19 protein-coding genes and 1 tRNA gene are annotated in these 21,726 nt (G+C 72.2%); 13 read left to right on the forward strand and 7 right to left on the reverse strand.

Going from position 1 to position 21,726, the window contains the following annotated elements; translation table 11 throughout:
* The first annotated feature begins 148 nt into the window (after positions 1-148).
* Positions 149-1,858 (forward strand): phenylacetic acid degradation protein PaaN, encoded by a 1,710-nt coding sequence (paaN, locus tag ABZ920_RS10835; protein WP_361501527.1) that lies wholly within the window; start codon positions 149-151, stop codon positions 1,856-1,858.
* Between the two features lie 127 nt (positions 1,859-1,985).
* Here paaN and ABZ920_RS10840 read toward each other — a convergent pair whose 3' ends face one another.
* Genes ABZ920_RS10840 through ABZ920_RS10850 form a run of 3 tightly spaced genes read right to left on the reverse strand, consistent with a single transcriptional unit; the run spans position 1,986 to position 4,854 of the window.
* Positions 1,986-2,741, reverse strand: coding sequence for a TrmH family RNA methyltransferase (locus ABZ920_RS10840; protein WP_361501530.1), 756 nt, complete (start codon positions 2,739-2,741; stop codon positions 1,986-1,988).
* Positions 2,738-3,952 (reverse strand): HTTM domain-containing protein, encoded by a 1,215-nt coding sequence (locus ABZ920_RS10845; protein WP_361501533.1) that lies wholly within the window; start codon positions 3,950-3,952, stop codon positions 2,738-2,740. Before ABZ920_RS10845 ends, ABZ920_RS10840 begins: the two co-directional genes overlap by 4 nt.
* Positions 3,949-4,854, reverse strand: coding sequence for a DUF5819 family protein (locus ABZ920_RS10850; RefSeq protein WP_361501536.1), 906 nt, complete (start codon positions 4,852-4,854; stop codon positions 3,949-3,951). The genes ABZ920_RS10845 and ABZ920_RS10850 overlap by 4 nt, the downstream gene beginning before the upstream one ends.
* Positions 4,855-5,442: 588 nt before the next feature.
* Between ABZ920_RS10850 and paaA the strand changes: the two genes are divergently transcribed.
* From paaA to ABZ920_RS10875, 5 genes are read left to right on the forward strand one after another with little or no spacing between them, the layout of a single operon-like run.
* Positions 5,443-6,453, forward strand: coding sequence for a 1,2-phenylacetyl-CoA epoxidase subunit PaaA (paaA, locus tag ABZ920_RS10855; RefSeq protein ID WP_361501538.1), 1,011 nt, complete (start codon positions 5,443-5,445; stop codon positions 6,451-6,453).
* Positions 6,450-6,737, forward strand: a complete 288-nt coding sequence (paaB, locus tag ABZ920_RS10860; RefSeq protein WP_059130355.1) for a 1,2-phenylacetyl-CoA epoxidase subunit PaaB — start codon at positions 6,450-6,452, stop codon at positions 6,735-6,737. The genes paaA and paaB overlap by 4 nt, the downstream gene beginning before the upstream one ends.
* Positions 6,734-7,450 (forward strand): 1,2-phenylacetyl-CoA epoxidase subunit PaaC, encoded by a 717-nt coding sequence (gene paaC / locus ABZ920_RS10865; RefSeq protein WP_361501542.1) that lies wholly within the window; start codon positions 6,734-6,736, stop codon positions 7,448-7,450. Before paaB ends, paaC begins: the two co-directional genes overlap by 4 nt.
* On the forward strand, positions 7,444-7,995 hold the full coding sequence (paaD, locus tag ABZ920_RS10870; RefSeq protein ID WP_361501545.1) for a 1,2-phenylacetyl-CoA epoxidase subunit PaaD: 552 nt from the start codon (positions 7,444-7,446) through the stop codon (positions 7,993-7,995). Before paaC ends, paaD begins: the two co-directional genes overlap by 7 nt.
* Positions 7,995-9,059, forward strand: a complete 1,065-nt coding sequence (locus ABZ920_RS10875; protein ID WP_361501548.1) for a 2Fe-2S iron-sulfur cluster-binding protein — start codon at positions 7,995-7,997, stop codon at positions 9,057-9,059. Before paaD ends, ABZ920_RS10875 begins: the two co-directional genes overlap by 1 nt.
* Positions 9,060-9,346: 287 nt before the next feature.
* On the opposite strand, the gene ABZ920_RS10880 is transcribed toward ABZ920_RS10875, so the two are convergent.
* From ABZ920_RS10880 to ABZ920_RS10895, 4 genes are all read right to left on the reverse strand, one after another.
* Positions 9,347-9,676 carry a rhodanese-like domain-containing protein gene (locus ABZ920_RS10880; protein WP_361501883.1) on the reverse strand — a complete coding sequence of 110 codons (330 nt, stop codon included), beginning with the start codon at positions 9,674-9,676 and terminating at the stop codon, positions 9,347-9,349.
* Between the two features lie 113 nt (positions 9,677-9,789).
* Positions 9,790-10,638, reverse strand: a complete 849-nt coding sequence (locus tag ABZ920_RS10885) for a hypothetical protein (protein ID WP_361501551.1) — start codon at positions 10,636-10,638, stop codon at positions 9,790-9,792.
* A 149-nt stretch (positions 10,639-10,787) separates the two neighbouring features.
* Positions 10,788-12,188: a DUF2252 domain-containing protein gene (locus ABZ920_RS10890; RefSeq protein WP_361501554.1), complete on the reverse strand. Its 1,401-nt coding sequence runs from the start codon at positions 12,186-12,188 to the stop codon at positions 10,788-10,790.
* Positions 12,189-12,646: 458 nt separating this feature from the next.
* Positions 12,647-12,730: transfer RNA gene (locus ABZ920_RS10895), tRNA-Leu, on the reverse strand.
* 651 nt (positions 12,731-13,381) lie between these two features.
* On the opposite strand from ABZ920_RS10895, the gene ABZ920_RS10900 reads away from it, so the two are divergent.
* The 7 genes from ABZ920_RS10900 to pknB all read left to right on the forward strand — a co-directional run bounded on the left by ABZ920_RS10900 (position 13,382) and on the right by pknB (position 21,693).
* Positions 13,382-13,504, forward strand: a complete 123-nt coding sequence (locus ABZ920_RS10900) for a hypothetical protein (protein WP_361501556.1) — start codon at positions 13,382-13,384, stop codon at positions 13,502-13,504.
* Positions 13,492-14,346, forward strand: coding sequence for a DUF3662 and FHA domain-containing protein (locus ABZ920_RS10905; RefSeq protein ID WP_361501559.1), 855 nt, complete (start codon positions 13,492-13,494; stop codon positions 14,344-14,346). Before ABZ920_RS10900 ends, ABZ920_RS10905 begins: the two co-directional genes overlap by 13 nt.
* A gap of 10 nt (positions 14,347-14,356) precedes the next feature.
* Complete coding sequence (locus ABZ920_RS10910) at positions 14,357-14,869, forward strand: FHA domain-containing protein (RefSeq protein ID WP_361501562.1); 513 nt, start codon at positions 14,357-14,359, stop codon at positions 14,867-14,869.
* Positions 14,870-15,009: 140 nt separating this feature from the next.
* Positions 15,010-16,581 carry a Stp1/IreP family PP2C-type Ser/Thr phosphatase gene (locus tag ABZ920_RS10915; RefSeq protein WP_361501564.1) on the forward strand — a complete coding sequence of 524 codons (1,572 nt, stop codon included), beginning with the start codon at positions 15,010-15,012 and terminating at the stop codon, positions 16,579-16,581.
* Positions 16,582-16,608: 27 nt separating this feature from the next.
* Entirely contained in the window at positions 16,609-18,045 is a 1,437-nt protein-coding gene (locus tag ABZ920_RS10920; RefSeq protein WP_361501567.1) for an FtsW/RodA/SpoVE family cell cycle protein, read from the forward strand.
* Positions 18,042-19,523: a penicillin-binding transpeptidase domain-containing protein gene (locus ABZ920_RS10925; protein ID WP_361501570.1), complete on the forward strand. Its 1,482-nt coding sequence runs from the start codon at positions 18,042-18,044 to the stop codon at positions 19,521-19,523. The genes ABZ920_RS10920 and ABZ920_RS10925 overlap by 4 nt, the downstream gene beginning before the upstream one ends.
* Before the next feature lie 169 nt (positions 19,524-19,692).
* Positions 19,693-21,693 (forward strand): Stk1 family PASTA domain-containing Ser/Thr kinase, encoded by a 2,001-nt coding sequence (gene pknB / locus ABZ920_RS10930; RefSeq protein ID WP_361501573.1) that lies wholly within the window; start codon positions 19,693-19,695, stop codon positions 21,691-21,693.
* Positions 21,694-21,726 lie beyond the last annotated feature (33 nt).

Raw genomic sequence — 21,726 nt, forward strand, 5'->3', positions numbered from 1 at the left:
GTGCGCGATCCTCCCGCACGACGTTTTCCACAGATGCGGCGGTCCCCCTTGTCCCGACCGATCGTTCGGTTACTCTAGCCCTGTCCGGCTGTTTCCGCCCAGGTCATGAGCTCGACGAAGAGTTCCCCAGACGAGGAGTTGGTCCCGCATGGCCGCCGAACTGACCGCGCAGGAGCTGATCACCAGGCACCGGCCCACCCTGGACCAGGCGCTCGAGGCGATCCGCACGCGCGCGTACTGGTCCCCGCACCCGGAGCACCCCAAGGCCTACGGTGAGGGCGGCAGCCTGGACGCGGCGGCGGGCAGGGCCGCCTTCGACGCCGTCCTCGGCACCCGCCTGGACCTCGGCCAGCCCGGCACCGACGACTGGGTGGGCGGCGAGGTCTCGCCGTACGGCGTCGAGCTCGGCGTGACGTACCCGCACGCGGACCTCGACGTGCTGCTGCCCGCCATGAGGGCCGGCCAGCGCGCCTGGCGGGACGCGGGCGCCGAGGTGCGCGCCATGGTGTGCCTGGAGATCCTCCGCCGCATCAGCGACCGCACGCACGAGTTCGCGCACGCGGTGATGCACACCTCCGGGCAGGCCTTCCTCATGGCGTTCCAGGCGGGCGGCCCGCACGCGCAGGACCGCGGCCTGGAGGCGGTGGCCTACGCCTACCAGGAGCAGGTGCGCACCCCGGACACCGCGCAGTGGACGAAGCCGCAGGGCAAGCGCGACCCGCTCGCCCTCGCCAAGCAGTTCACACCCGTCCCGCGCGGCATCGCCCTCGTCATCGGCTGCAACACCTTCCCGACGTGGAACGGCTATCCGGGCCTCTTCGCCTCCCTGGCCACGGGCAACGCCGTCCTGGTCAAGCCGCACCCGCGCGCGGTGCTGCCGCTCGCGCTGACGGTGAAGACCGCCCGCGAGGTACTGGCCGAGGCGGGCTTCGACGCGAACCTGGTGGCACTGGCCGCCGAACGCCCCGGCGAGGGCATCGCCAAGACGCTGGCCACGCGCCCCGAGATCAGGATCATCGACTACACGGGGTCGACGTCCTTCGGCGACTGGCTGGAGGCCAACGCCCGCCAGGCGCAGGTCTACACGGAGAAGGCCGGCGTCAACACGGTGATCGTGGAGTCGACCGACGACTACAAGGGGATGCTGTCCAACCTGGCCTTCTCGCTGTCCCTGTACAGCGGCCAGATGTGCACCACCCCGCAGAACCTGCTCGTCCCCCGCGACGGCATCCGCACCGACGAGGGTCCCAAGACCTTCGACGAGGTGGTGGCCGACCTCGCGAAGTCCGTCGCCGGGCTCCTCGGTGACGACGCCCGCGCGAACGCCCTGCTGGGCGCGATCGTCAACCCGGACGTCAAGGCCCGCCTGGACGCCGCCGCCGACCTGGGCGAAGTCGCCCTCGCCTCCCGCGAGGTCGCCAACCCCGACTTCCCGGGCGCGGTGGTCCGCACGCCGGTGATCGTGAAGCTGGACGGCGCCAAGCCGGACGCCGAGGCCGCCTACATGAGCGAGTGCTTCGGCCCGGTCTCCTTCGCCGTCGCCGTCGACTCGGCGGCGGACGCGGTGGAGCTGCTGCGCCGCACCGTCCGCGAGAAGGGCGCCATGACCGTGGGCGCCTACACCACGGACGCGGAGGTCGAGCAGGCGGTGCAGGAGGTCTGCCTGGAGGAGGCCGCCCAGCTGTCGTTCAACCTGACCGGCGGGGTGTACGTCAACCAGACGGCCGCCTTCTCCGACTTCCACGGCTCGGGCGGCAACCCGGCGGCCAACGCGGCCCTGTGCGACGCCGCGTTCGTGGCCAACCGCTTCCGGGTGGTGGAGGTGCGCCGCACCGCCCCGCAGGCCGCCGCCGAATAGGCGCGGGAAGCGGGCCGGCGGCGGCCGGCCCGCGTCCCCCAGGGGGCAGGGCCGGACACGGTGGTCCTTGGGACACCCGGCCGGGCGGCCGGCCCGGCCCGGCTCTGAAGGTGTCGCCGCGCACCCCTCAGGGAGCGCGGTGCGCCCCGGCCGTGGTGCTCCAGTGGTACAGCGTCATGGCCACGCTCGTCGCGAGGTTGTAGCTGGAGACCTGCGGGCGCATGGGCAGTGCCAGCAGGTGGTCGGTGCGGGCGCGCAGTGCGGCGGACAGGCCGCTGCGCTCCGAACCGAACGCGAGCACGGCGTCGTCGGGCAGCTTCACCCCGCGGATGTCCTCGCCCTCCGGGTCGAGGGCGAACAGCGGACCGGACGGCAGCTCGTCGACGGACAGCCGCTCGACGGCGGTCGCGAAGTGCAGCCCCGCCCCGCCGCGCACCACCGCCGGGTGCCAGGGGTCGAGGGTGCCGGTGGTGACGACACCCGTCACCCCGAATCCGGCGGCGAGCCGGACCACGGCCCCCGCGTTGCCGAGGTTGCGCGGCTGGTCGAGGACCACGACGGGCGCACCGCGGGGCACGCGGGTCAGGGCCCGCAGCTGGGCGTCGCGTTCGGGCCGTACGGCCAGGGCGGCCACGGCGGTGGGGTGCGGACGCGGTACGAGAGACGCGTACGCCTCCCGGGGCAGCTCGGTCAGCAGCGTCTCCAGCCGGCCCCGCACGTCCGGGGCCAGCTCGTCCGCCAGGGCGAGCGCCGCCCGCCGGTCGGCGGTGACGGCCATCCGGACGTCGGCGCCGAAGCGGATCGCGTGCTTGAGGGCGTGGAAGCCGTCGAGCAGCACGGCCGTGCCGGCGAGCCGGTGCCAGGCGGACAGGGGGTCGGTCATGCCCCGAAGCCTACGTGGGCGGGCCCGTCCCGCTCCGGTGAGCGCGGTCCCCCGGGCACCGTCCGCCCGCCGCGCAGGGGCAGACGTCCTCGCGCCCGTGCCGCCCAGCCGCCGAGCCGGCGCAGGAACGAGGTCGGCAGGAACACCGCGTCCGTCGCGATCATCGCCAGCGAGAAGAACGGCAGACCCAGCACCACCGCGATCACGGCGTGCTCGAACATCATGGCCGCCAGCAGCACGTTCTTCACCCGCCGGTTGAAGAGTGTGAACGGGAAGGCGACCTGCACGGCCACCGTCCCGTACGTCGCGAGCATCACCAGCGTGCCGTTGGCGGACAGCAGGTCGGCGAGTGCCGGCCAGGGCGAGAAGTAGTCGAGGTGCAGCGGGTAGTAGACGGCCGTCCCGTCCTGCCAGCGCGATCCCTGGATCTTGTACCACCCGGCCGTCGAGTAGATCAGGCAGGCCTCGGCCATGATCACGAGGAGCGCCGCGTTGTGCACGACGTTCGCGATCACGTCGAGCAGGATCCGCGGCTGTGCCGAAGCCCCCGCCTGCCGTCCGGCGAGCCACCACAAAGCCTGCGCGAGCCACACGCCCCACAGCAGAGCGGGCACCAGCCACTCGCTGTCGAGCCGTCCCGCCGCGGTCACCGCGGCCAGGGCCGCCCCGAGCACGGCCCACAGGACGGGGCCGGTCCGGTCAGGCCTGTGATCGCCCCGCGCGCGGGCCGCGCGGGTCCGCGCGGCCCGCCGCGCGTCCAGCGACCAGACCTGGCCGCAGCGTGTGAAGACCAGGTAGAGCGCCATCAGGTGCAGCACGTTGTCGCCGCCGTCGCCCATGAACACACTGCGGTTCTGCAGCGACAGCATGCCGGCCATGAAGAGCACGGACGCCGTACGGGTGCGCCAGCCCAGCACGAGCAGCAGGCTCGACAGGGCGGCCAGCAGATAGACGGCCTCGAACCACGGTCCGCCCCTGAACCACATCAGTGCCGAGAAGGCGCCGTTGCCCGACGTCAGCTGCCGGGCGAGGTCCCAGCTCCACGGGCCGTCGGGCCCGTACAGCTCCTCGCGGTGGGGGAACTCGCGCAGCAGGAACAGCAGCCACGTCGCCGGGAAGCCGATGCGTATCACGGCCGTCTGGTAGGGGCCGAGGGCCGCTCCGGTGACCCGGGCCAGGCCCTGCGAGAGGGGCAGCGAGAGGCGGTTCACCGCGCTCCTCCCTCCGTCTCGTCCGCGGACACCGGCCACCAGGGCAGCTCGTGGTAGGTGGGCGTGCCCGACACCTTCTCGTCGCTCCACGCGGGCGGGGGCACGTCGGTGGTACGGCTGCGGACCTGTACGCGTTCGACGGCACCGCCCGGACCGGCCGCGTGCACGCGGTTCAGGCGCAGCACGACGATGCGGCGCAGGTACTCTTCCGCCAGCTCGCCCCGCCGCCCCGCCGGGCGGTTGTCGTCGCCGTGCGAGGCGGCGACGAAGTCCCAGGCGCGGCGCAGCTCGTTCTGCTGGGTGTGGCTCGGCAGCGGGTTTCCCTCGATGGCCCGGCCGTCCTGGGCCGACAGGTCGTACCAGCCGGTGGTGCGGATGCCGCCGTCCGGCCTCCGGACCTGGGCCCGCGCCTGCACCGCGATGTTCTGCTGCAGCGGGTTCGGCGCGAAGAGCTTCCAGTTCTGCTCGAACTCCGGGTAGATCCACTCGTCCACGGCCTTGCCGTGTTCCTTCGTCACCGTGTTCGACGGAGCGACGTGCAGGAACAGCATGCCGAGGTGCACGCAGGCGACCGCCGCGACGACCGCGAGCGCCAGCGCCGCACCGATCCGGTAGCGCGGGGAGAGCGCGGCGATCCCGGTACGGGTCTCGGGCGGGGGTCCGGCGGGCCGGGTGGCGCCGGGCCACGCCGGCTCACGGCGCGGACCGGGCACGGACGCGCGGCCCGGGTCCGTGCCGGACTTGGGGTGGGACTCCGTCCCGGACCCGCGGGGGAACTCCGCCCCGGCCTCCCCGTAGGGCTCGGGCAGGGACTCGCGGTGAGGGCCCGTCCCGGCCTCGTGGTGGGGCTCCGGCACGGACTTGTGGGGCTCGGGCCCGGACCCGCGGCGGGGGGCGGACACGGCCGGGCCGGGTATCCGCCCGGGGCGGGGGGTCACCGGGCCTGTCGAGGCCGCCGTCCCGGCGCCGCGGGCGTCGGACGGCTCGCCTTCCGCCGCTCGCGGCCCGTCCCGCGGCCCGTCCGGGGGGCTCGAGTCCTCGTCGTACGCGTCCATCCGCCCGTTTCCCCGATTCCCATCCGTCGTCCGCCGGCCTGGCGGCCCGGTCACAGGCCGCTCGGTCACAGGGCCGCCCGGCACGGGCCGCCCGGCCGCGGATCGCCGGCGCGGCACCCCGCCCGGCGCTCGTCGTTCCGCGCGGCACCCCGCCCGGCGCTCGTCGTTCCGCGCGGCTCCCGGCACGGCGTCCGGCGTCCGGCGTCCGCACACGGTACTCACGCCCGCCCACCGGGCGCAGCCCCTGCCGCACCGCCGGCGAGGGCCCGGCCGCCTGCTCCTCCTGCCGTCCGCCGCCTCCTCCTGCCGTCCGTCCACAGGGGGCGGCCGGTTGTCCACAGCGGTTGACACCTTACGCGGGTCGCTCCACCATTGATGCGACGGACCGAACGATCGGTCGGGAGACGGCAGGAAGTCGAGGTCGAGGGAGACCGCATGGCGACAGCAGCCGCGCACCGGACGGCCCGCAGCGAGGCGCACGACGCCTCGGGCGACGCCGCGCACACCGATGCCCACCAGCAGGCATTCGACGCGGCGGTCGCCGCGGACGAGCGCATCGAGCCACGCGACTGGATGCCGGACGCCTACCGGGCGACGCTGGTCCGGCAGATCGCCCAGCACGCCCACTCCGAAATCATCGGCATGCAGCCGGAGGCCAACTGGATCACGCGTGCGCCGTCCCTGCGCCGGAAGGCCATCCTCATGGCCAAGGTCCAGGACGAGGCGGGACACGGGCTGTACCTGTACAGCGCGGCGGAGACCCTCGGCACCAGCCGCGAAGAACTGCTCGACAAGCTGCACAGCGGCCGCCAGAAGTACTCCTCGATCTTCAACTACCCCACGCTGACCTGGGCCGACGTCGGCGCCATCGGATGGCTAGTGGACGGCGCCGCGATCACCAACCAGGTCCCGCTGTGCCGCTGCTCCTACGGCCCGTACGCGCGCGCGATGGTCCGCATCTGCAAGGAGGAGTCCTTCCACCAGCGCCAGGGGTACGAGCTGCTGCTGGCCCTCAGCCGCGGCACGCCCGAGCAGCACGCGATGGCGCAGGACGCGGTGGACCGCTGGTGGTGGCCGTCGCTGATGATGTTCGGCCCGCCCGACGACGCCTCGCAGCACTCCGCGCAGTCCATGGCCTGGAAGATCAAGCGCCACTCCAACGACGAGCTGCGCCAGCGCTTCGTGGACATCTGCGTCCCCCAGGCCGCGTCCCTCGGCCTGACCCTCCCCGACCCCGACCTCGAGTGGAACGAGGAGCGGGGGCACTACGACTTCGGCGCCATCGACTGGACCGAGTTCTGGGAGGTCCTCAAGGGCAACGGGCCGTGCAACGAACAGCGCATCACCCAGCGCAGGCGGGCCCACGACGAGGGCGCGTGGGTACGGGAGGCAGCCGCGGCCTACGCGGCCAAGCACACCGGTGAGACGGGAGCGGAACGAGCATGACCAACACCGACTGGCCCCTGTGGGAGGTCTTCGTGCGCTCCCGGCGCGGCCTGTCCCACACCCACGCCGGCAGCCTGCACGCGCCGGACGCGGAACTGGCCCTGCGCAACGCGCGGGACCTGTACACCCGGCGCGGGGAGGGCGTGTCGATCTGGGTGGTGCCCTCCTCGGCGATCACCGCCTCCTCGCCGGACGAGAAGGACCCCTTCTTCGAACCGGCCGCCGACAAGCCCTACCGGCACCCGACCTTCTACGACATCCCGGAGGGGGTGAAGCACCTGTGACGACCACCGCCACCACCGCCGCCCTCGCCCTCGGCGACGACGCCCTGGTGCTCTCCCACCGCCTGGGCGAATGGGCGGGACACGCCCCCGTCCTGGAGGAGGAGGTCGCCCTCGCCAACATCGCGCTGGACCTGCTCGGCCAGGCCCGGGTACTGCTCTCGACGGCCGGGGACGAGGACGAACTGGCGTATCTGCGCGAGGAGCGCGCCTTCCGCAACCTCCAGCTCGTGGAGCAGCCGAACGGCGACTTCGCGCACACGATCGCCCGCCAGCTGTACTTCTCCACCTACCAGCACCTGCTGTACGGCCGGCTGGCCGACGGGGACGGCGACTTCGCACCGCTGGCCGGCAAGGCCGTCAAGGAGGTCGCCTACCACCGCGACCACGCCGAGCAGTGGACACTCCGGCTCGGTGACGGCACCGAGGAGAGCCACCGGCGGATGCAGCGCGCCTGCGAGGCGCTGTGGCGCTTCACGGGCGAGATGTTCGAGCCGGTGGATGGCCTGGACGTCGACTGGGAGGACCTGCGGGCCGCCTGGCTCGCCTCCGTCGGCGACGTGCTGGCACAGGCCACTCTGACGCTTCCCGAGGGCCCCCAGACGGGGGCCTGGTCGGCGGGCGCGGGCCGGCAGGGCCTGCACACCGAGCCGTTCGGGCGGATGCTCGCCGAGATGCAGCACCTGCACCGCAGCCACCCGGGGGCGGCATGGTGACCACGGCGACGACCCTGGAGGCCGAACTGCTGCGGCTCGCGGGTTCGGTGCCGGACCCGGAGCTGCCCGTGCTCAGCCTGGCGGAGCTGGGCGTCCTGCGGGCCGTGCGCCTGCGCGCCGCGGACGCGGTCGAGGTCGATCTGACCCCGACGTACACCGGCTGCCCGGCGATCGAGGCGATGTCCCTCGACATCGAGCGGGTGCTGCGCGAGCACGGCATGCGGGAGGTCACCGTCCGCACGGTGCTGGCGCCGGCCTGGTCCACGGACGACATCACCGACGAAGGGCGGCGCAAGCTCCAGGAGTTCGGCATAGCCCCCCCGCGCGTCCACGGCGCCTCCGGGCCGGTCGCACTCGGACTCGGCCCGACGCGCACGCTCTCCGGGCGGGGCCAGGACGCCGCGGCCGAACAGGCCCCCGTCCACTGCCCCCACTGCGGTTCGGACCGTACCGAGCTGCTCAGCCGGTTCTCCTCCACCGCGTGCAAGGCGCTGCGGCGCTGCCTCGCCTGCCGAGAACCCTTCGACCACTTCAAGGAGGTGTGATGGCCCGCTTCCACCCGCTGCCCGTGACCGCGGTCGACCGGCTCACCGACGACTCCGTCGCCCTGACCCTCGCGGTACCGCCCGGGCTGCGCGAGGAGTACCGGCACGCACCCGGCCAGCACCTGACACTGCGGCGCGTGGCCGACGGCGTGGAGATACGGCGGACGTACTCGATCTGCTCCCCCGCGCCCGCCCCCGGCGCGGACGGACCGCGGACGCTGCGGGTCGGGGTCCGCCTGGTGGACGGCGGCGCCTTCTCCACGTACGCGCTGAAGGAGATCAACGTCGGCGACGAGCTGGAGGTGATGACCCCGGCGGGCCGCTTCACGCTGGAACCCGCACCGGGTCTGTACGCCGCCGTCGTCGGCGGCAGCGGCATCACCCCGGTGCTGTCGATCGCCTCCACGCTGCTGGCGCGGGAGCCCGGCGCCCGCTTCTGCCTGATACGCAGCGACAGGACGACCGCCTCGACGATGTTCCTGGAGGAGGTCGCCGACCTGAAGGACCGCTACCCCGAGCGGCTCCAGGTCGTCACCGTGCTCTCCCGCGAGGAGCAGCAGGCCGGGCTGCCGTCCGGGCGGCTCGACCAGGGGCGCCTGACCCAGCTGCTTCCCGCACTCCTCCCGGTGGGGGAGGTGGCCGGCTGGTTCCTGTGCGGGCCGTACGGGCTGGTGGGGCAGGCCGAGCGGGCCCTGCGGAGTCTCGGGGTGACCAAGGCCAGGATCCATCAGGAGATCTTCCATGTGGACGGCGGCACGGCATCCGGCCCGGCGTCCACGGCCCCGGCGAACAGCACGGTGACCGTCCGGCTCGACGGCCGCGGCGGGACCTGGCCGGTCCGGGACGGCGAGACGCTGCTGGAGACGGTCCTGCGCAACCGGCCGGACGCGCCGTACGCCTGCAAGGGCGGCGTCTGCGGTACCTGCCGGGCCTTCCTGGTGGCCGGCGAGGTGCGCATGGACCGCAACTTCGCCCTGGAGCCGGAGGAGACGGAGGCGGGGTACGTGCTCGCCTGCCAGTCGCATCCGAGGACGGAGACCGTGGAGCTCGACTTCGACCGCTGACACCGCCTCAGCACGGCCCGGCCCCCTCCAGGCGCACCGCGCCCGGATGCGGCCGGTGCCCCGCGACCGGACGAACGCGTCGTGCCGGTGCGTTCCGATGACTCCGGACCGGGCGCACGTCGGGCGCACGCCAGGCGGTCACTCACAGGCGATCACCCGCCCCGACGCCGGCCCTGCCTCCGGTCCGGGGCCTCGGCCCCGTCCACCGGTCCCGGACCTCGGTGCGGGACCGGAGACAGCCGCCCCCCACTGCGGCCGGACCGAGGGCGGCCTTGACACAGCGTCGGTCAGAGGACGTGGCCGGACTTGCCCTCGTCGGTCACGACGGGGCGGCCCGAGGCGGCCCAGACCTGCATGCCGCCGTCGACGTTCACCGCGTCGACGCCCTGCTGGGCCAGGTACATCGCGACCTGGGCGGAGCGGCCGCCGGAGCGGCAGATCACATGGACCCGGCCGTCCTGCGGCGCGGCCTCGGTCAGCTCCCCGTACCGGGCGACGAACTCACTGATGGGGATGTGCAGCGCCCCTTCGGCGTGACCCGCCTGCCACTCGTCGTCCTCACGGACGTCCAGCAGGAAGTCGCCGTTCTTGAGGTCCGTGACCTGGACCGTGGGCACACCAGCTCCAAAATGCATGCCTCCGACGCTACCCGACCCGGCCGCCCGCGGGCCTCGCCGCAGCCGACAGCCCGGGCCACGGCAGCCGGGGGCGCGGCGCAGGGGCAGCCGCGTCAGCCCTGCGCCAGCAGCGCCGCCAGCTCGGCCTCCCGCCGGGCGACGTCGTTGCGCAGCTGCTCGCCGATCTCGTCCAGGAGGCGGTCGGGGTCGTCGGGGGCCAGCCGGAGCATCGCGGCGATCGCGCTCTCCTCCAGCTCCCGCGCCACCATGGTGAGCAGTTCCTTGCGCTCGGAGAGCCACTCCAGGCGGGCGTACAGCTCCTCGCCGGGGCTCGGGCGCTGCTCCGCGAGCTTCGGCCCGGCCGCCCACTCCCCGGCCAGCTCCCGCAGCTCCGCCGCGTCGCCGCGGGCGTACGCGGCGTTGACGCGGGTGACGAACTCCTCGCGCCGCTTGCGCTCGTCCTCCTCCTGCGCCAGGTCGGGGTGAGCCTTGCGGACCAGGTCCCGGTAGAGCCTGCGCGCCTCCTCGCCCGGGCGTACCCGCTGCGGGGGCCGCACGGGCTGGTCCGTCAGCATCGCGGCGGCCTCCGGGAACAGTCCGTCCCCGTCCATCCAGCCGTGGATCAGCTCCTCGACGCCGGGTATCGGCATCAGCCGTGCCCGGGCCTCCTCCGCCCTGCGCAGGTCCTCCGGGTCACCGGTGCGCGCGGCCCGGACCTCGGCTATCTGCGCGTCCAGCTCCTCGAGCCGGGCGTAGAGGGGGCCCAGCCTCTGCTGGTGCAGCCGGGAGAAGTTCTCGACCTCCACGCGGAAGGTCTCCACCGCGATCTCGTACTCGATGAGCGCCTGCTCGGCGGCCCGCACGGCCCGTTCGAGCCGCTCCTCGGGCCGTGCCGCACCGTCCTCGGACGTCGCCCGAGCCGCACCGGCGACACCATCCTGCTCAGCTTCCGGGGTCGTCACCCGACCAGCGTAGGCCACCAAATGGATGCCCCGGTTCCCAACGCGACGAAGGTGCCGCCGGCGCCCGCGACGAGTCCCCTCCGGACCCGGCTCTCACGGGCGTCGCCTCACCTGCCCGGCAGGCGGCGTTCAGGCGCCCGCCGGCCTCCTCACACCCCCGTCTCCGCCGCGATCCGGCCCGCGCGCACCGCCGTGACCAGCGCGGCGTGGTCGGCCTCCGTGCGGTCGGCGTAGGCGACGGCGAACGCGGCGACGGCCTCGTCCAGTTCCTCGCTCTTGCCGCAGTAGCCGGCGACCACCCGCGGGTCCGCGCTGTGGGAGTGGGCACGGGCCAGGAGGGCGCCGGTCATACGGCCGTAGTCGTCCATCTGGCCGGCGGCGAGCGCGGCCGGGTCGACGCTGCCCTTGCGGTTGCGGAACTGCCGCACCTGGTAGGGCCGACCGTCGACCGTCGTCCAGCCCAGCAGGACGTCGCTCACCACCTGCATGCGCTTCTGCCCGAGGACCACGCGCCGGCCCTCGTGCGCGACCTCGGGCACCTCCAGCCCGGCGGTCGCCAGATGCGGCACCAGCGCCGAGGCCCGCGCCTCCTTGACCTGCAGCACCAGCGGTTCGCCGCGGTGGTCCAGCAGCAGCACCACGTACGACCGTGTGCCCACGCTGCCGGTGCCGACGACCCGGAACGCGACGTCGTGCACCGCGTGACGGGCCAGCAGCGGCAGACGGTCCTCGGACAGGGTGGTCAGGTACTGCTCCAGTGACGCAGCCACCGCCGCGGCCTCCGCGTCCGGCACCCGGCGCAGCACCGGCGGGGTGTCGACGAAGCGGCGCCCGCCGTCCCCGGTGGCCTCGGTCGACTTGGCGGCGAAGCGCCCGCTGGTGTTGGCCCGCGCCTTCTCCGAGACCCGCTCCAGTGTGCCGAGCAGGTCGTGGGCGTCGGTGTGGGAGACGAGCTCCTCGTCCGCGATGGCGTTCCACGCGTCCAGGACCGGCAGCTTCGCCAGCAGCCGCATGGTGCGCCGGTAGGCGCCCGCCGCGTCGCGGGCGGCCTCCCGGCAACTGTCCTCGTCGCAGCCCGCCTCCCGGCCGGCGAGCACGATCGAGGCGGCGAGCCGCTTGAGATCCCACTCCCACGGACCCGGCACCGTCTCGTCGAAGTCGTTGAGGTCGATGACCAGGCCGCCGCGGGCGTCGCCGTACAGGCCGAAGTTGGCCGCGTGGGCGTCACCGCATATCTGGGCGGTGATCCCGGTCATGGGCGTGCGGGCGAGGTCGTGGGCCATGAGGCCCGCCGAACCCCGCAGGAAGGCGAAGGGCGTCGCCGCCATGCGCCCCACCCGGATCGGCGTCAGCTCGGGTATCCGGCCGGCGTTGGACTCCTCGACCGCCCTGACCGCGTCCGGGCGGGAGGCGTGCGGGTCGAACTCGGCGTGCGCCCGGCGCGGCACCCGGCGCCGCAGCGCCTTCCCCTCTTCCTTGGGCGTCCCTTCGGCGGGCCACTTCGCGAAGCCCCGCACCCGGGGCAGCCGGCGCCCGTTCGTCTGTGCCATGTCCGACCTGCCCGTGTCCGACCTGTCCGTGTCCGGCTCCGCACGCGGTTCGGACCGCGCGGCCGCCTCCCTGTCCGTCGTCCCGACCGGCCCCGGCACCACGTCCGGCCCCGGCACGATGACCGGCTCCGGCACCGCCACTGCCACTGCCCCCACTGCGACTTCGGTCACCACGACCGCCTCCCCCGAGCACGCACGAACATCGACGCGAGGCGACCGTACCGCCGACGGCTCACGCACGTCAGACCCTGTGGACAACTCCGCCCAGGGTGCACGGCCGGCGTCCCCACCGCCACCGGAGACCGGCGGCCGAGGGCGCTCCGAGCCGGCCGGCCCCTCCGCAACCGCCCGGCCGTCCCGACCCCATGGACCGCACCTGTGATGAGCATCACCCGAGGCCGGAGTCGCACGAACATGCGAAAGCCCCGCAGGTCCGAGACCTGCGGGGCTTTCAGCTGTGCGCGAGGGGGGAGTTGAACCCCCACGCCCTTGCGGGCACTGGAACCTGAATCCAGCGCGTCTGCCTATTCCGCCACCCGCGCATTGGGTGTGTCCTCCGGCTCAGGCCCGGTGTTTTCCGGTGCCACCGCCTTCCGACATGCAGAACATTAGCACGTCCCGGAGGGTGGATTCACATCCCTTCCCCGGGGCCCTCCCGGAGCCCGCGCGCGGCCGGACGGCGAACCGGCACCCGCCTGACCTGCGCACCAGCGCAAACCGGCCCGGCACGACCGGCGCCGGCCCGACCCGCTCACCGGTGCGACGTCGGCCCGCGGACCGGCACCGGCCGGCCCGCACCGGGCCCGGGCAGAACCGCACACGCCGGAAAGCCCCCGCATCCCGTCCCGCCCCCGCCGAGCCCCTCTCCCGCCCCCGTCCGGCAGGAACTTCCGGGCCTCCCGCCTCGTATCAAGGAGTGCCGGCTCGCGTCTCAACCTCGTACCGGTCGCGCCCGACGCCCCCGGAGCGGACGAGGCGCGCTCCCGGGTGCGGGACACTGGTCTGCGGCCGCCTCTACGATCCTGGGCAGAAGTACGCGTAGGACTGCTTCCCGGTGGTTGGGAGAGGAGCTTCGCGGGGAACCTCGGAGGCAGCTCCGCGAGTGCCTCGGGACGTGGCACCGCGCACCACCTCGTAAGCCGCCGACACCCGTCGGCGGGGCCGACAGGGGGAACCAGCCGATTGACCGGCGCGTGGATACGATCAGTAAGCAGTACCAGGTAAGCAGTACGCAGCAGCACAACGGCAAGATCCGCAACACCGGCGAGACCCGGCACGACGGAAACGACGGAGGAGGTGCCCCATGGGAGTCCTGAAGAAGTTCGAGCAGCGTCTCGAAGGTCTGGTCAACGGCACCTTCGCCAAGGTCTTCAAGTCCGAGGTCCAGCCCGTGGAGATCGCCGGCGCGCTCCAGCGCGAGTGCGACAACAACGCGACGATCTGGAACCGCGACCGCACGGTCGTCCCCAACGACTTCATCGTGGAACTCAGCGCGCCGGACTACGAGCGCCTGAGCCCCTACTCCGGCCAGCTCGGCGACGAACTGGCCGGGATGGTGCGCGACTACGCCAAGCAGCAGCGCTACACCTTCATGGGACCGATCAAGGTCCACCTGGAGAAGGCGGACGACCTCGACACCGGCCTGTACCGGGTGCGCAGCCGTACGCTCGCCTCCTCCTCCAGCCAGCAGGCCCCCTCCGCCCCGCCCGGGCGGCCGGGCCCCGGCGCCCAGGGCGGGTACGGCTACCCGCCGGCCGCCGGGCCCGCCGGAGCGCCTGCCATGCCGTCCGCGCCGCCGCCCGGCTCGGGCCCGGGCGGCTACGGCTACCCGCAGCCCGCCGCGCAGCGGCCCCCGGCCGCCCCGGTGGCCGGCGGGCGGACCCGCCACTGGATCGAGATCAACGGCACTCGCCACCAGATCTCCCGTCCGACGCTGGTGCTGGGCCGCAGCACCGACGCCGACGTGCGGATCGACGACCCCGGCGTCTCACGCCGGCACTGTGAGATCCGGACCGGAACGCCCTCGACGATCCAGGATCTCGGGTCCACCAACGGCATCGTGGTGGACGGGCAGCACACCACCCGCGCTACGCTCCGCGACGGCTCGCGGATCGTCGTGGGCAGCACCACCGTTATCTATAGGCAAGCCGAAGGGTGAAGCGGGGGCAATGTCAGAGCTGACCCTCACGGTCATGCGGCTGGGTTTCCTGGCCGTACTGTGGCTGTTCGTGATCGTGGCCGTGCAGGTCATCCGGAGCGACCTGTTCGGTACGCGTGTCACCCAGCGGGGGGCCCGCCGGGAGGCCGGACGGCCGCAGCAGGCCGCGCGCCAGGCCGCGCCTCCGCAGCAGCGCGGTCAGCAGGGCGGCGGCCGCCAGCGCCGCAACGCCCCCACCAAGCTCGTGGTGACCGAGGGCACCCTCACCGGCACCACGGTCGCGCTGCAGGGCCAGACCATCACCCTGGGCCGTGCGCACGACTCCACGATCGTGCTGGACGACGACTACGCCTCCAGCCGTCATGCCAGGATCTATCCGGACCGCGACGGCCAGTGGATCGTCGAGGACCTCGGATCCACCAACGGCACGTACCTGGACCGGTCGCGGCTGACGACTCCCACACCGATCCCGCTGGGCGCGCCGATCCGCATCGGCAAGACCGTCATCGAGCTGCGGAAGTAGTGCTACATCATGAGTGAGCGCGAGCGGAGCGAGCACGCAGTGGCGGCCGGCACCCCGGGCCCCGGCGCGCTCCCGACCGGAGGGTGGGCAGTGTGGCTCGACACGATCGGCTGTACCCGGAGCCGGCGGGCGAGGTGCGCATGAGTCTGTCACTGCGCTTCGCCGCCGGATCGCACAAGGGCATGATCCGCGAGGGCAACGAGGACTCCGGTTACGCCGGTCCGCGCCTGCTCGCGATCGCCGACGGCATGGGCGGCCAGGCCGCCGGCGAGGTGGCCTCCTCCGAGGTGATCTCCACCATCGTGCCCCTGGACGACGACATCCCGGGCTCCGACGTGCTCACCTCGCTCGGCGCGGCCGTGCGGCGCGCCAACGACCAGCTGCGCTCGATGGTCGAGGAGGACCCCCAGCTCGAGGGCATGGGCACCACGCTCACCGCCCTGCTGTGGACCGGGCAGCGGCTCGGCCTCGTGCACGTCGGCGACTCGCGCGCCTACCTGCTGCGCGACGGCGTGCTGACGCAGATCACGCAGGACCACACCTGGGTGCAGCGCCTGGTCGACGAGGGCCGCATCACCGAGGAGGAGGCCAGCACCCACCCGCAGCGCGCCCTCCTCATGCGGGCCCTCGGCAGCGGCGACCACGTCGAGCCCGACCTGTCGATCCGCGAGGTCCGCGCCGGCGACCGCTACCTGATCTGCTCCGACGGCCTGAGCGGCGTCGTCTCCCACCAGACGATGGAGGAGACCCTCGCCAGCTACCAGGGCCCCGAGGAGACCGTGCAGGAGCTCATCCAGCTCGCGCTGCGCGGCGGCGGCCCGGACAACATCACCGTCATCGTCGCCGACGTCCTCGACCTCGACACCGGTGACACCCTCGCCGGGCAGCTCTCCGACACTCCGGTCGTGGTGGGCGCGGTCGCCGAGAACCAGAGCCACCTGCAGGACAACGGCATCATGCAGACCCCGGCCGGCCGCGCCGCCGGTCTCGGCCGGCAGGTGCCCGGACAGGGCGGCGGAGGCGGTGAGTTCGGCCCGCCCGGCTCCGGCGACACCACGGGCTACGTCCCGGCGGCCGGCTTCGGCGGCTACGGCGACGAGGACTTCGTCAAGCCGCGGAAGAACCGCAGGTGGCTGAAGCGATCCTTCTACACCGTGCTCGCCCTCGGCGTCATCGGCGGCGGCCTGTACGGCGGTTACCGCTGGACGCAGACGCAGTACTACGTCGGCACCAACGACGAGCACGTCGCGCTGTACCGGGGCATCAGCCAGGACCTGGCCTGGGTCAAGCTGTCGAAGGTCGAGAAGGATCACCCCGAGATCGAACTCAAGTACCTGCCGCCCTACCAGCAGAAGCAGGTCAAGGCGACGATCGCGGCGGGTGGTCTGGCGGCCGCCCAGAAGAAGATCGACGAGCTCTCGGTGCAGGCCTCGGCGTGCCAGAAGGAGTCCGAGGTCCGCACCCTCGAGAGCCAGAACGCCAAGACGGCTCAGGGCGTGGCCGCGAAGCCGGCCCAGGGTGTGGCCGGTCACACCGCGGGAACCACCCGCGTCTCCCTCACGTCCAAGGCGACACCCACGCCGAACCCGTCGGCGTCGAAGCCATCGGAGTCCCCGTCCACGTCCCCGTCCGCGACCGCGCCCACTCCCAGCCCCGGCCCCACTCTCTCGGAGGAAGAGCAGAAGGTCGTCTCGCTGTGCGGTAAGCAGTAGGCAAGCCGTGAGAGGCCCTGTCACACGATGAGCAGTACTTCCAACACGTCGACGCACCACACGTCCACGATCGGCGCCATCGGCGCGCCCAGCAGGCGCAACACCGAGCTCGCGCTGCTGGTGTTCGCCGTCGCCATCCCGGTGTTCGCCTACGCCAACGCGGGCCTGGCCATCAACGGCTCGGTGCCGGCCGGCCTGCTGAGCTACGGCCTGGGCCTCGGCCTGCTGGCCGGCGTCGCCCACCTCGTCGTGCGGAAGTTCGCCCCGTACGCGGACCCGTTGCTGCTGCCGCTGGCCACGCTGCTGAACGGCCTCGGTCTGGTCGTGATCTGGCGGCTGGACCAGTCCAAGCTGCTGCAGGCCATCGGCCAGGGCGGCGACAAGGCCCCCAAGCAGCTGATGTACACGGCGATGGGCATCGCGCTGTTCGTCGTGGTGCTGATGTTCCTCAAGGACCACCGCGTCCTGCAGCGCTACACCTACATCTCCATGGTGGGCGCGCTGCTGCTGCTGCTCCTGCCGCTCGTCCCCGGGCTCGGCGCGAACATCTACGGCGCCAAGATCTGGATCCAGATCGGCAGCTTCACCATCCAGCCGGGTGAGTTCGCCAAGATCGTGCTGGCGATCTTCTTCGCCGGCTACCTGATGGTGAAGCGCGACGCGCTGGCCCTCGCCAGCCGCCGCTTCATGGGCCTGTACCTGCCGCGCGGCCGCGACCTCGGCCCCATCCTGGTCGTCTGGTTCATCTCGATCCTCATCCTGGTGTTCGAGACCGACCTCGGTACGTCCCTGCTGTTCTTCGGAATGTTCGTCATCATGCTGTACGTCGCCACCGAGCGGACCAGCTGGATCGTCTTCGGTCTCCTGATGTCCGCGGTGGGCGCGGTCGGCGTGGCGTCCTTCGAACCGCACGTGCAGCAGCGCGTCCAGGCCTGGCTCGACCCGATGAAGGAGTACACGCTCTCCCGCCAGGGGGTCGCGGGCCACTCCGAGCAGGCCATGCAGGCGCTGTGGGCGTTCGGCTCCGGCGGCACCCTCGGCAGCGGCCTGGGCCAGGGCCACTCGGACCTCATCCGGTTCGCCGCCAACTCCGACTTCATCCTCGCCACCTTCGGCGAGGAACTGGGCCTCGCCGGCATCATGGCCGTCCTGCTCATCTACGGCCTGATCGTGGAGCGCGGCGTGCGCACCGCGCTCGCCGCCCGCGACCCGTTCGGCAAGCTCCTCGCCATCGGCCTGTCCGGCGCCTTCGCGCTGCAGGTGTTCGTCGTCGCCGGCGGTGTGATGGGCCTGATCCCGCTGACCGGTATGACCATGCCCTTCGTGGCGTACGGCGGTTCCTCCGTCATCGCCAACTGGGCCCTCGTCGGCATCCTGATCCGGATCAGCGACACCGCCCGCCGCCCGGCGCCCGCCCCCGCCTCCAACCCCGACGCCGAGATGACCCAGGTGGTCCGCCCGTGAACAAGCCCCTGCGCCGGATCGCGATCTTCTGCGGCCTGCTGGTGCTGACGCTGCTCATCCGCGACAACTGGCTCCAGTACGTCAAGGCCGACAGCCTGAAGGACGACGACAAGAACCGCCGCGTCACCATCGCGCGCTACGCCACACCGCGCGGCGACATCATCGTCGGCGGCAAGGCCATCACCGGGTCCACGGAGACGAAGAGCAACGGGCTCAACGACCTGAAGTACAAGCGCACGTACAAGAGCGGCCCCATGTGGGCGCCCGTCACCGGGTACGCCTCGCAGGCCTTCGGCGCCAACCAGCTGGAGTCCCTCGAGGACGGCATCCTCACCGGCAACGACGACCGGCTCTTCTTCCGCAACACCCTGGACATGATCACGGGCAAGCCGAAGCAGGGCGGAAACGTCGTCACGACCCTCAACGCGGCCGCGCAGAAGGCCGCGTACGACGGTCTGAAGAAGCGCGGCAAGGGCGCCGTCGTCGCCCTCGAACCCTCCACCGGCAAGATCCTGGCGCTGGCCTCCTACCCGTCGTACGACCCCTCGTCGTTCGCCGGCACGTCCGACTCGGACGCCGAGGCCTGGCAGAAGCTGCAGAAGAAGCAGAACCCGAACGACCCGATGCTGAACCGGGCGCTGCGCGAGGTCTATCCCCCCGGCTCCACCTTCAAGGTGGTCACCGCGGCCGCCGCGCTGGAGAACGGCCTGTACTCGTCGGCCGACGAGAAGACCGACTCGCCGCTGCCGTGGATCATGCCGGGCACCACGACGCCGCTGAAGAACGAGGGCAACATCCCCTGCGAGAACGCGACCATGCGGGAGGCCCTGCGGGTGTCCTGCAACAGCGTCTTCGGCAAGATCGGCGCCGACCTGGGCAACGACAAGATGCTGGAGGAGGCGAAGAAGTTCGGCTTCACCGCCGAGCAGTTCACGCCGGTCCGCTCCAGCGCCTCGGTCTTCTCCGGGGACATGAACGACTCGCAGACCGCGCTGTCCTCGATCGGCCAGTACAACACCGCCGCCACCCCGCTGCAGATGGCCATGGTCGCCTCGGCCATCGCCAACGACGGCAAGCTGATGAAGCCGTACATGGTCGACATGCTGCAGTCGCCGAACCTCGACCCGCTCAGCAGGACGGAGCCGCAGGAGCTCAGCCGGCCGCTGTCGGCGCGGAACGCCCAGATCCTGCAGGCCATGATGGAGACGGTCGTCAAGGACGGCACGGGCAAGAGCGCACAGATCGACGGCGTCACCGTGGGCGGCAAGACCGGTACCGCCCAGCACGGTGTCGACAACAGCGAGAAGCCGTACGCCTGGTTCATCTCCTACGCCAAGGGCGCCGACGGCAGTTCGCCGGTCGCCGTGGCCGTGGTGGTCGAGGACGAGCAGGCCAACCGTGGCGACATCTCCGGCGGCGGCCTCGCGGCGCCGATCGCGAAGAGCGTGATGGAGGCGGTCGTCGACGGCAAGAAGTGACTCCTGTCACGCCCCCTTCACATCGGTGCACGTTGCGATACCGGTCCTGTATCGGGTGACGGGCTTGGCCAGGTCACGGAAGGCGAGCCGGGTACGGTATGCCCGGACGGCAGTCTCCGGCGGCACACAGGTGCCGGTCGGGACCGACGGAGAGGGCTGGTAGGTAGCTATGGAAGAGCCGCGTCGCCTCGGCGGCCGGTACGAACTGGGCCAGGTGCTCGGCCGTGGTGGCATGGCGGAGGTGTACCTCGCGCACGACACCCGGCTGGGCCGCACCGTGGCGGTGAAGACGCTGCGGGCCGACCTCGCCCGCGACCCGTCGTTCCAGGCCCGGTTCCGCCGGGAGGCCCAGTCGGCCGCCTCGCTCAACCATCCCGCGATCGTCGCGGTCTACGACACGGGCGAGGACTACATCGACGGGGTCTCGATCCCGTACATCGTGATGGAGTACGTCGACGGGTCGACGCTCCGTGAGCTGCTGCACAGCGGCCGCAAGCTGCTGCCCGAGCGGGCCATGGAGATGACCATCGGCATCCTCCAGGGCCTCGAGTACGCCCACCGCAACGGCATCGTCCACCGCGACATCAAGCCGGCCAACGTCATGCTGACGCGCAACGGTCAGGTCAAGGTGATGGACTTCGGCATCGCCCGCGCCATGGGCGACGCCGGCATGACGATGACGCAGACGGCCGCCGTCATCGGCACCGCCCAGTACCTCTCCCCCGAGCAGGCCAAGGGCGAGCAGGTCGACGCGCGGTCCGACCTGTACTCGACGGGCTGCCTGCTGTACGAGCTGCTGACCGTCCGCCCGCCCTTCGTCGGCGACTCCCCGGTCGCGGTCGCCTACCAGCACGTCCGCGAGGAGCCCCAGCCGCCGAGCGTCTTCGACCCCGAGATCACGCCCGAGATGGACGCGATCGTGATGAAGGCGCTCGTCAAGGACCCGGACTACCGGTACCAGTCCGCCGACGAGATGCGCGCCGACATCGAGGCATGCCTCGACGGCCAGCCGGTCGCGGCCACCGCCGCGCTCGGCGCGGTCGGCTACGGCGGCTACCACGACAACCAGGCGACGACCGCGCTGCGCTCGGATTCCGGGCCCGTGGGCGCCACGACGATGCTGCCGCCGATGAACCCGGACGACGGCGGCTTCGGCTACGACGAACGCCCCGACCGGCGGCGCCAGAAGCAGTCCAGCAACACCTCGACGATCCTGCTGGTCGTCGCCGGCGTGCTGGTCCTCATCGGCGCCATCCTCATCGGCAAGTGGGCCTTCAGCGGCGACGGCTCGGCGGCCAAGGTGCCCGTGCCCAACTTCGTCGACCAGACGCAGAGCGACGCACAGCGGTCGGCGGAGAACGTCGACCTGAAGGTGGCGTTCACTCAGAAGCCGTGCGAGAACCAGCCCAAGGGCAGGGTCTGCTCGCAGAACCCGCAGCCCGACACCGACGTGAAGAAGGGCACCACCATCAACCTGGTGCTGTCCACGGGCGCGCCGAAGGTGGCGGTGCCCAGTGTGCTCGGCCTCGACGTCGACGAGGCCCGCTCGAAGCTCGAGGGCGACAAGTACCAGTTCAAGGTCGACACCAAGACGCGGGAGTCCACGGAGGAGGAGGGCACCGTCCTGGAGCAGGACCCCGTCACCGGCGAGGAGGTCCAGAAGGGGTCGACGATCACCCTCATCGTGGCCAAGGCCGTCGAGAGGTCCACGGTCCCCGACGTCTCGGGGCAGGGCTGTGACGCCGCCAAGCAGCAGATGCAGGCCAGCAACCTGACCGGCGAATGCGTCGAGGTGGACAACAACGACCCCAACAAGGCGGGCAAGGTCATCCAGACCGTCCCGGGCATCGGTCAGCAGGTCGACAAGAACTCCAAGGTGCAGATCCAGATCGGCAAGCAGGTCCAGCAGAAGACGCCGGTGCCCGAGGTCCGCGGCGGGACCGTGGCCCAGGCCCGGCAGACGCTGGCCGCGGCGGGCTTCACCAACGTCCAGATCGCCCCGGGCAGCGACGGGAGCGACAACGCGCTGGTCATCGACCAGGACCCGAAGCCCGGTCAGCAGGTGGACAACCCCGGTGGCACGCAGATCACCCTGAAGACCATCGGCGGCGGCGGGAACAACGGCGGAGGCGGCGGAAACGGCGGCTTCTTCGGCGGTGGGACCGGCTGACAAGACGCCGTATCCCCCTCGGCACCGGGCCCC

Origin of the sequence: Streptomyces sp. NPDC046831 (assembly GCF_040645305.1) — a bacterium.
Lineage (GTDB): Bacteria > Actinomycetota > Actinomycetes > Streptomycetales > Streptomycetaceae > Streptomyces.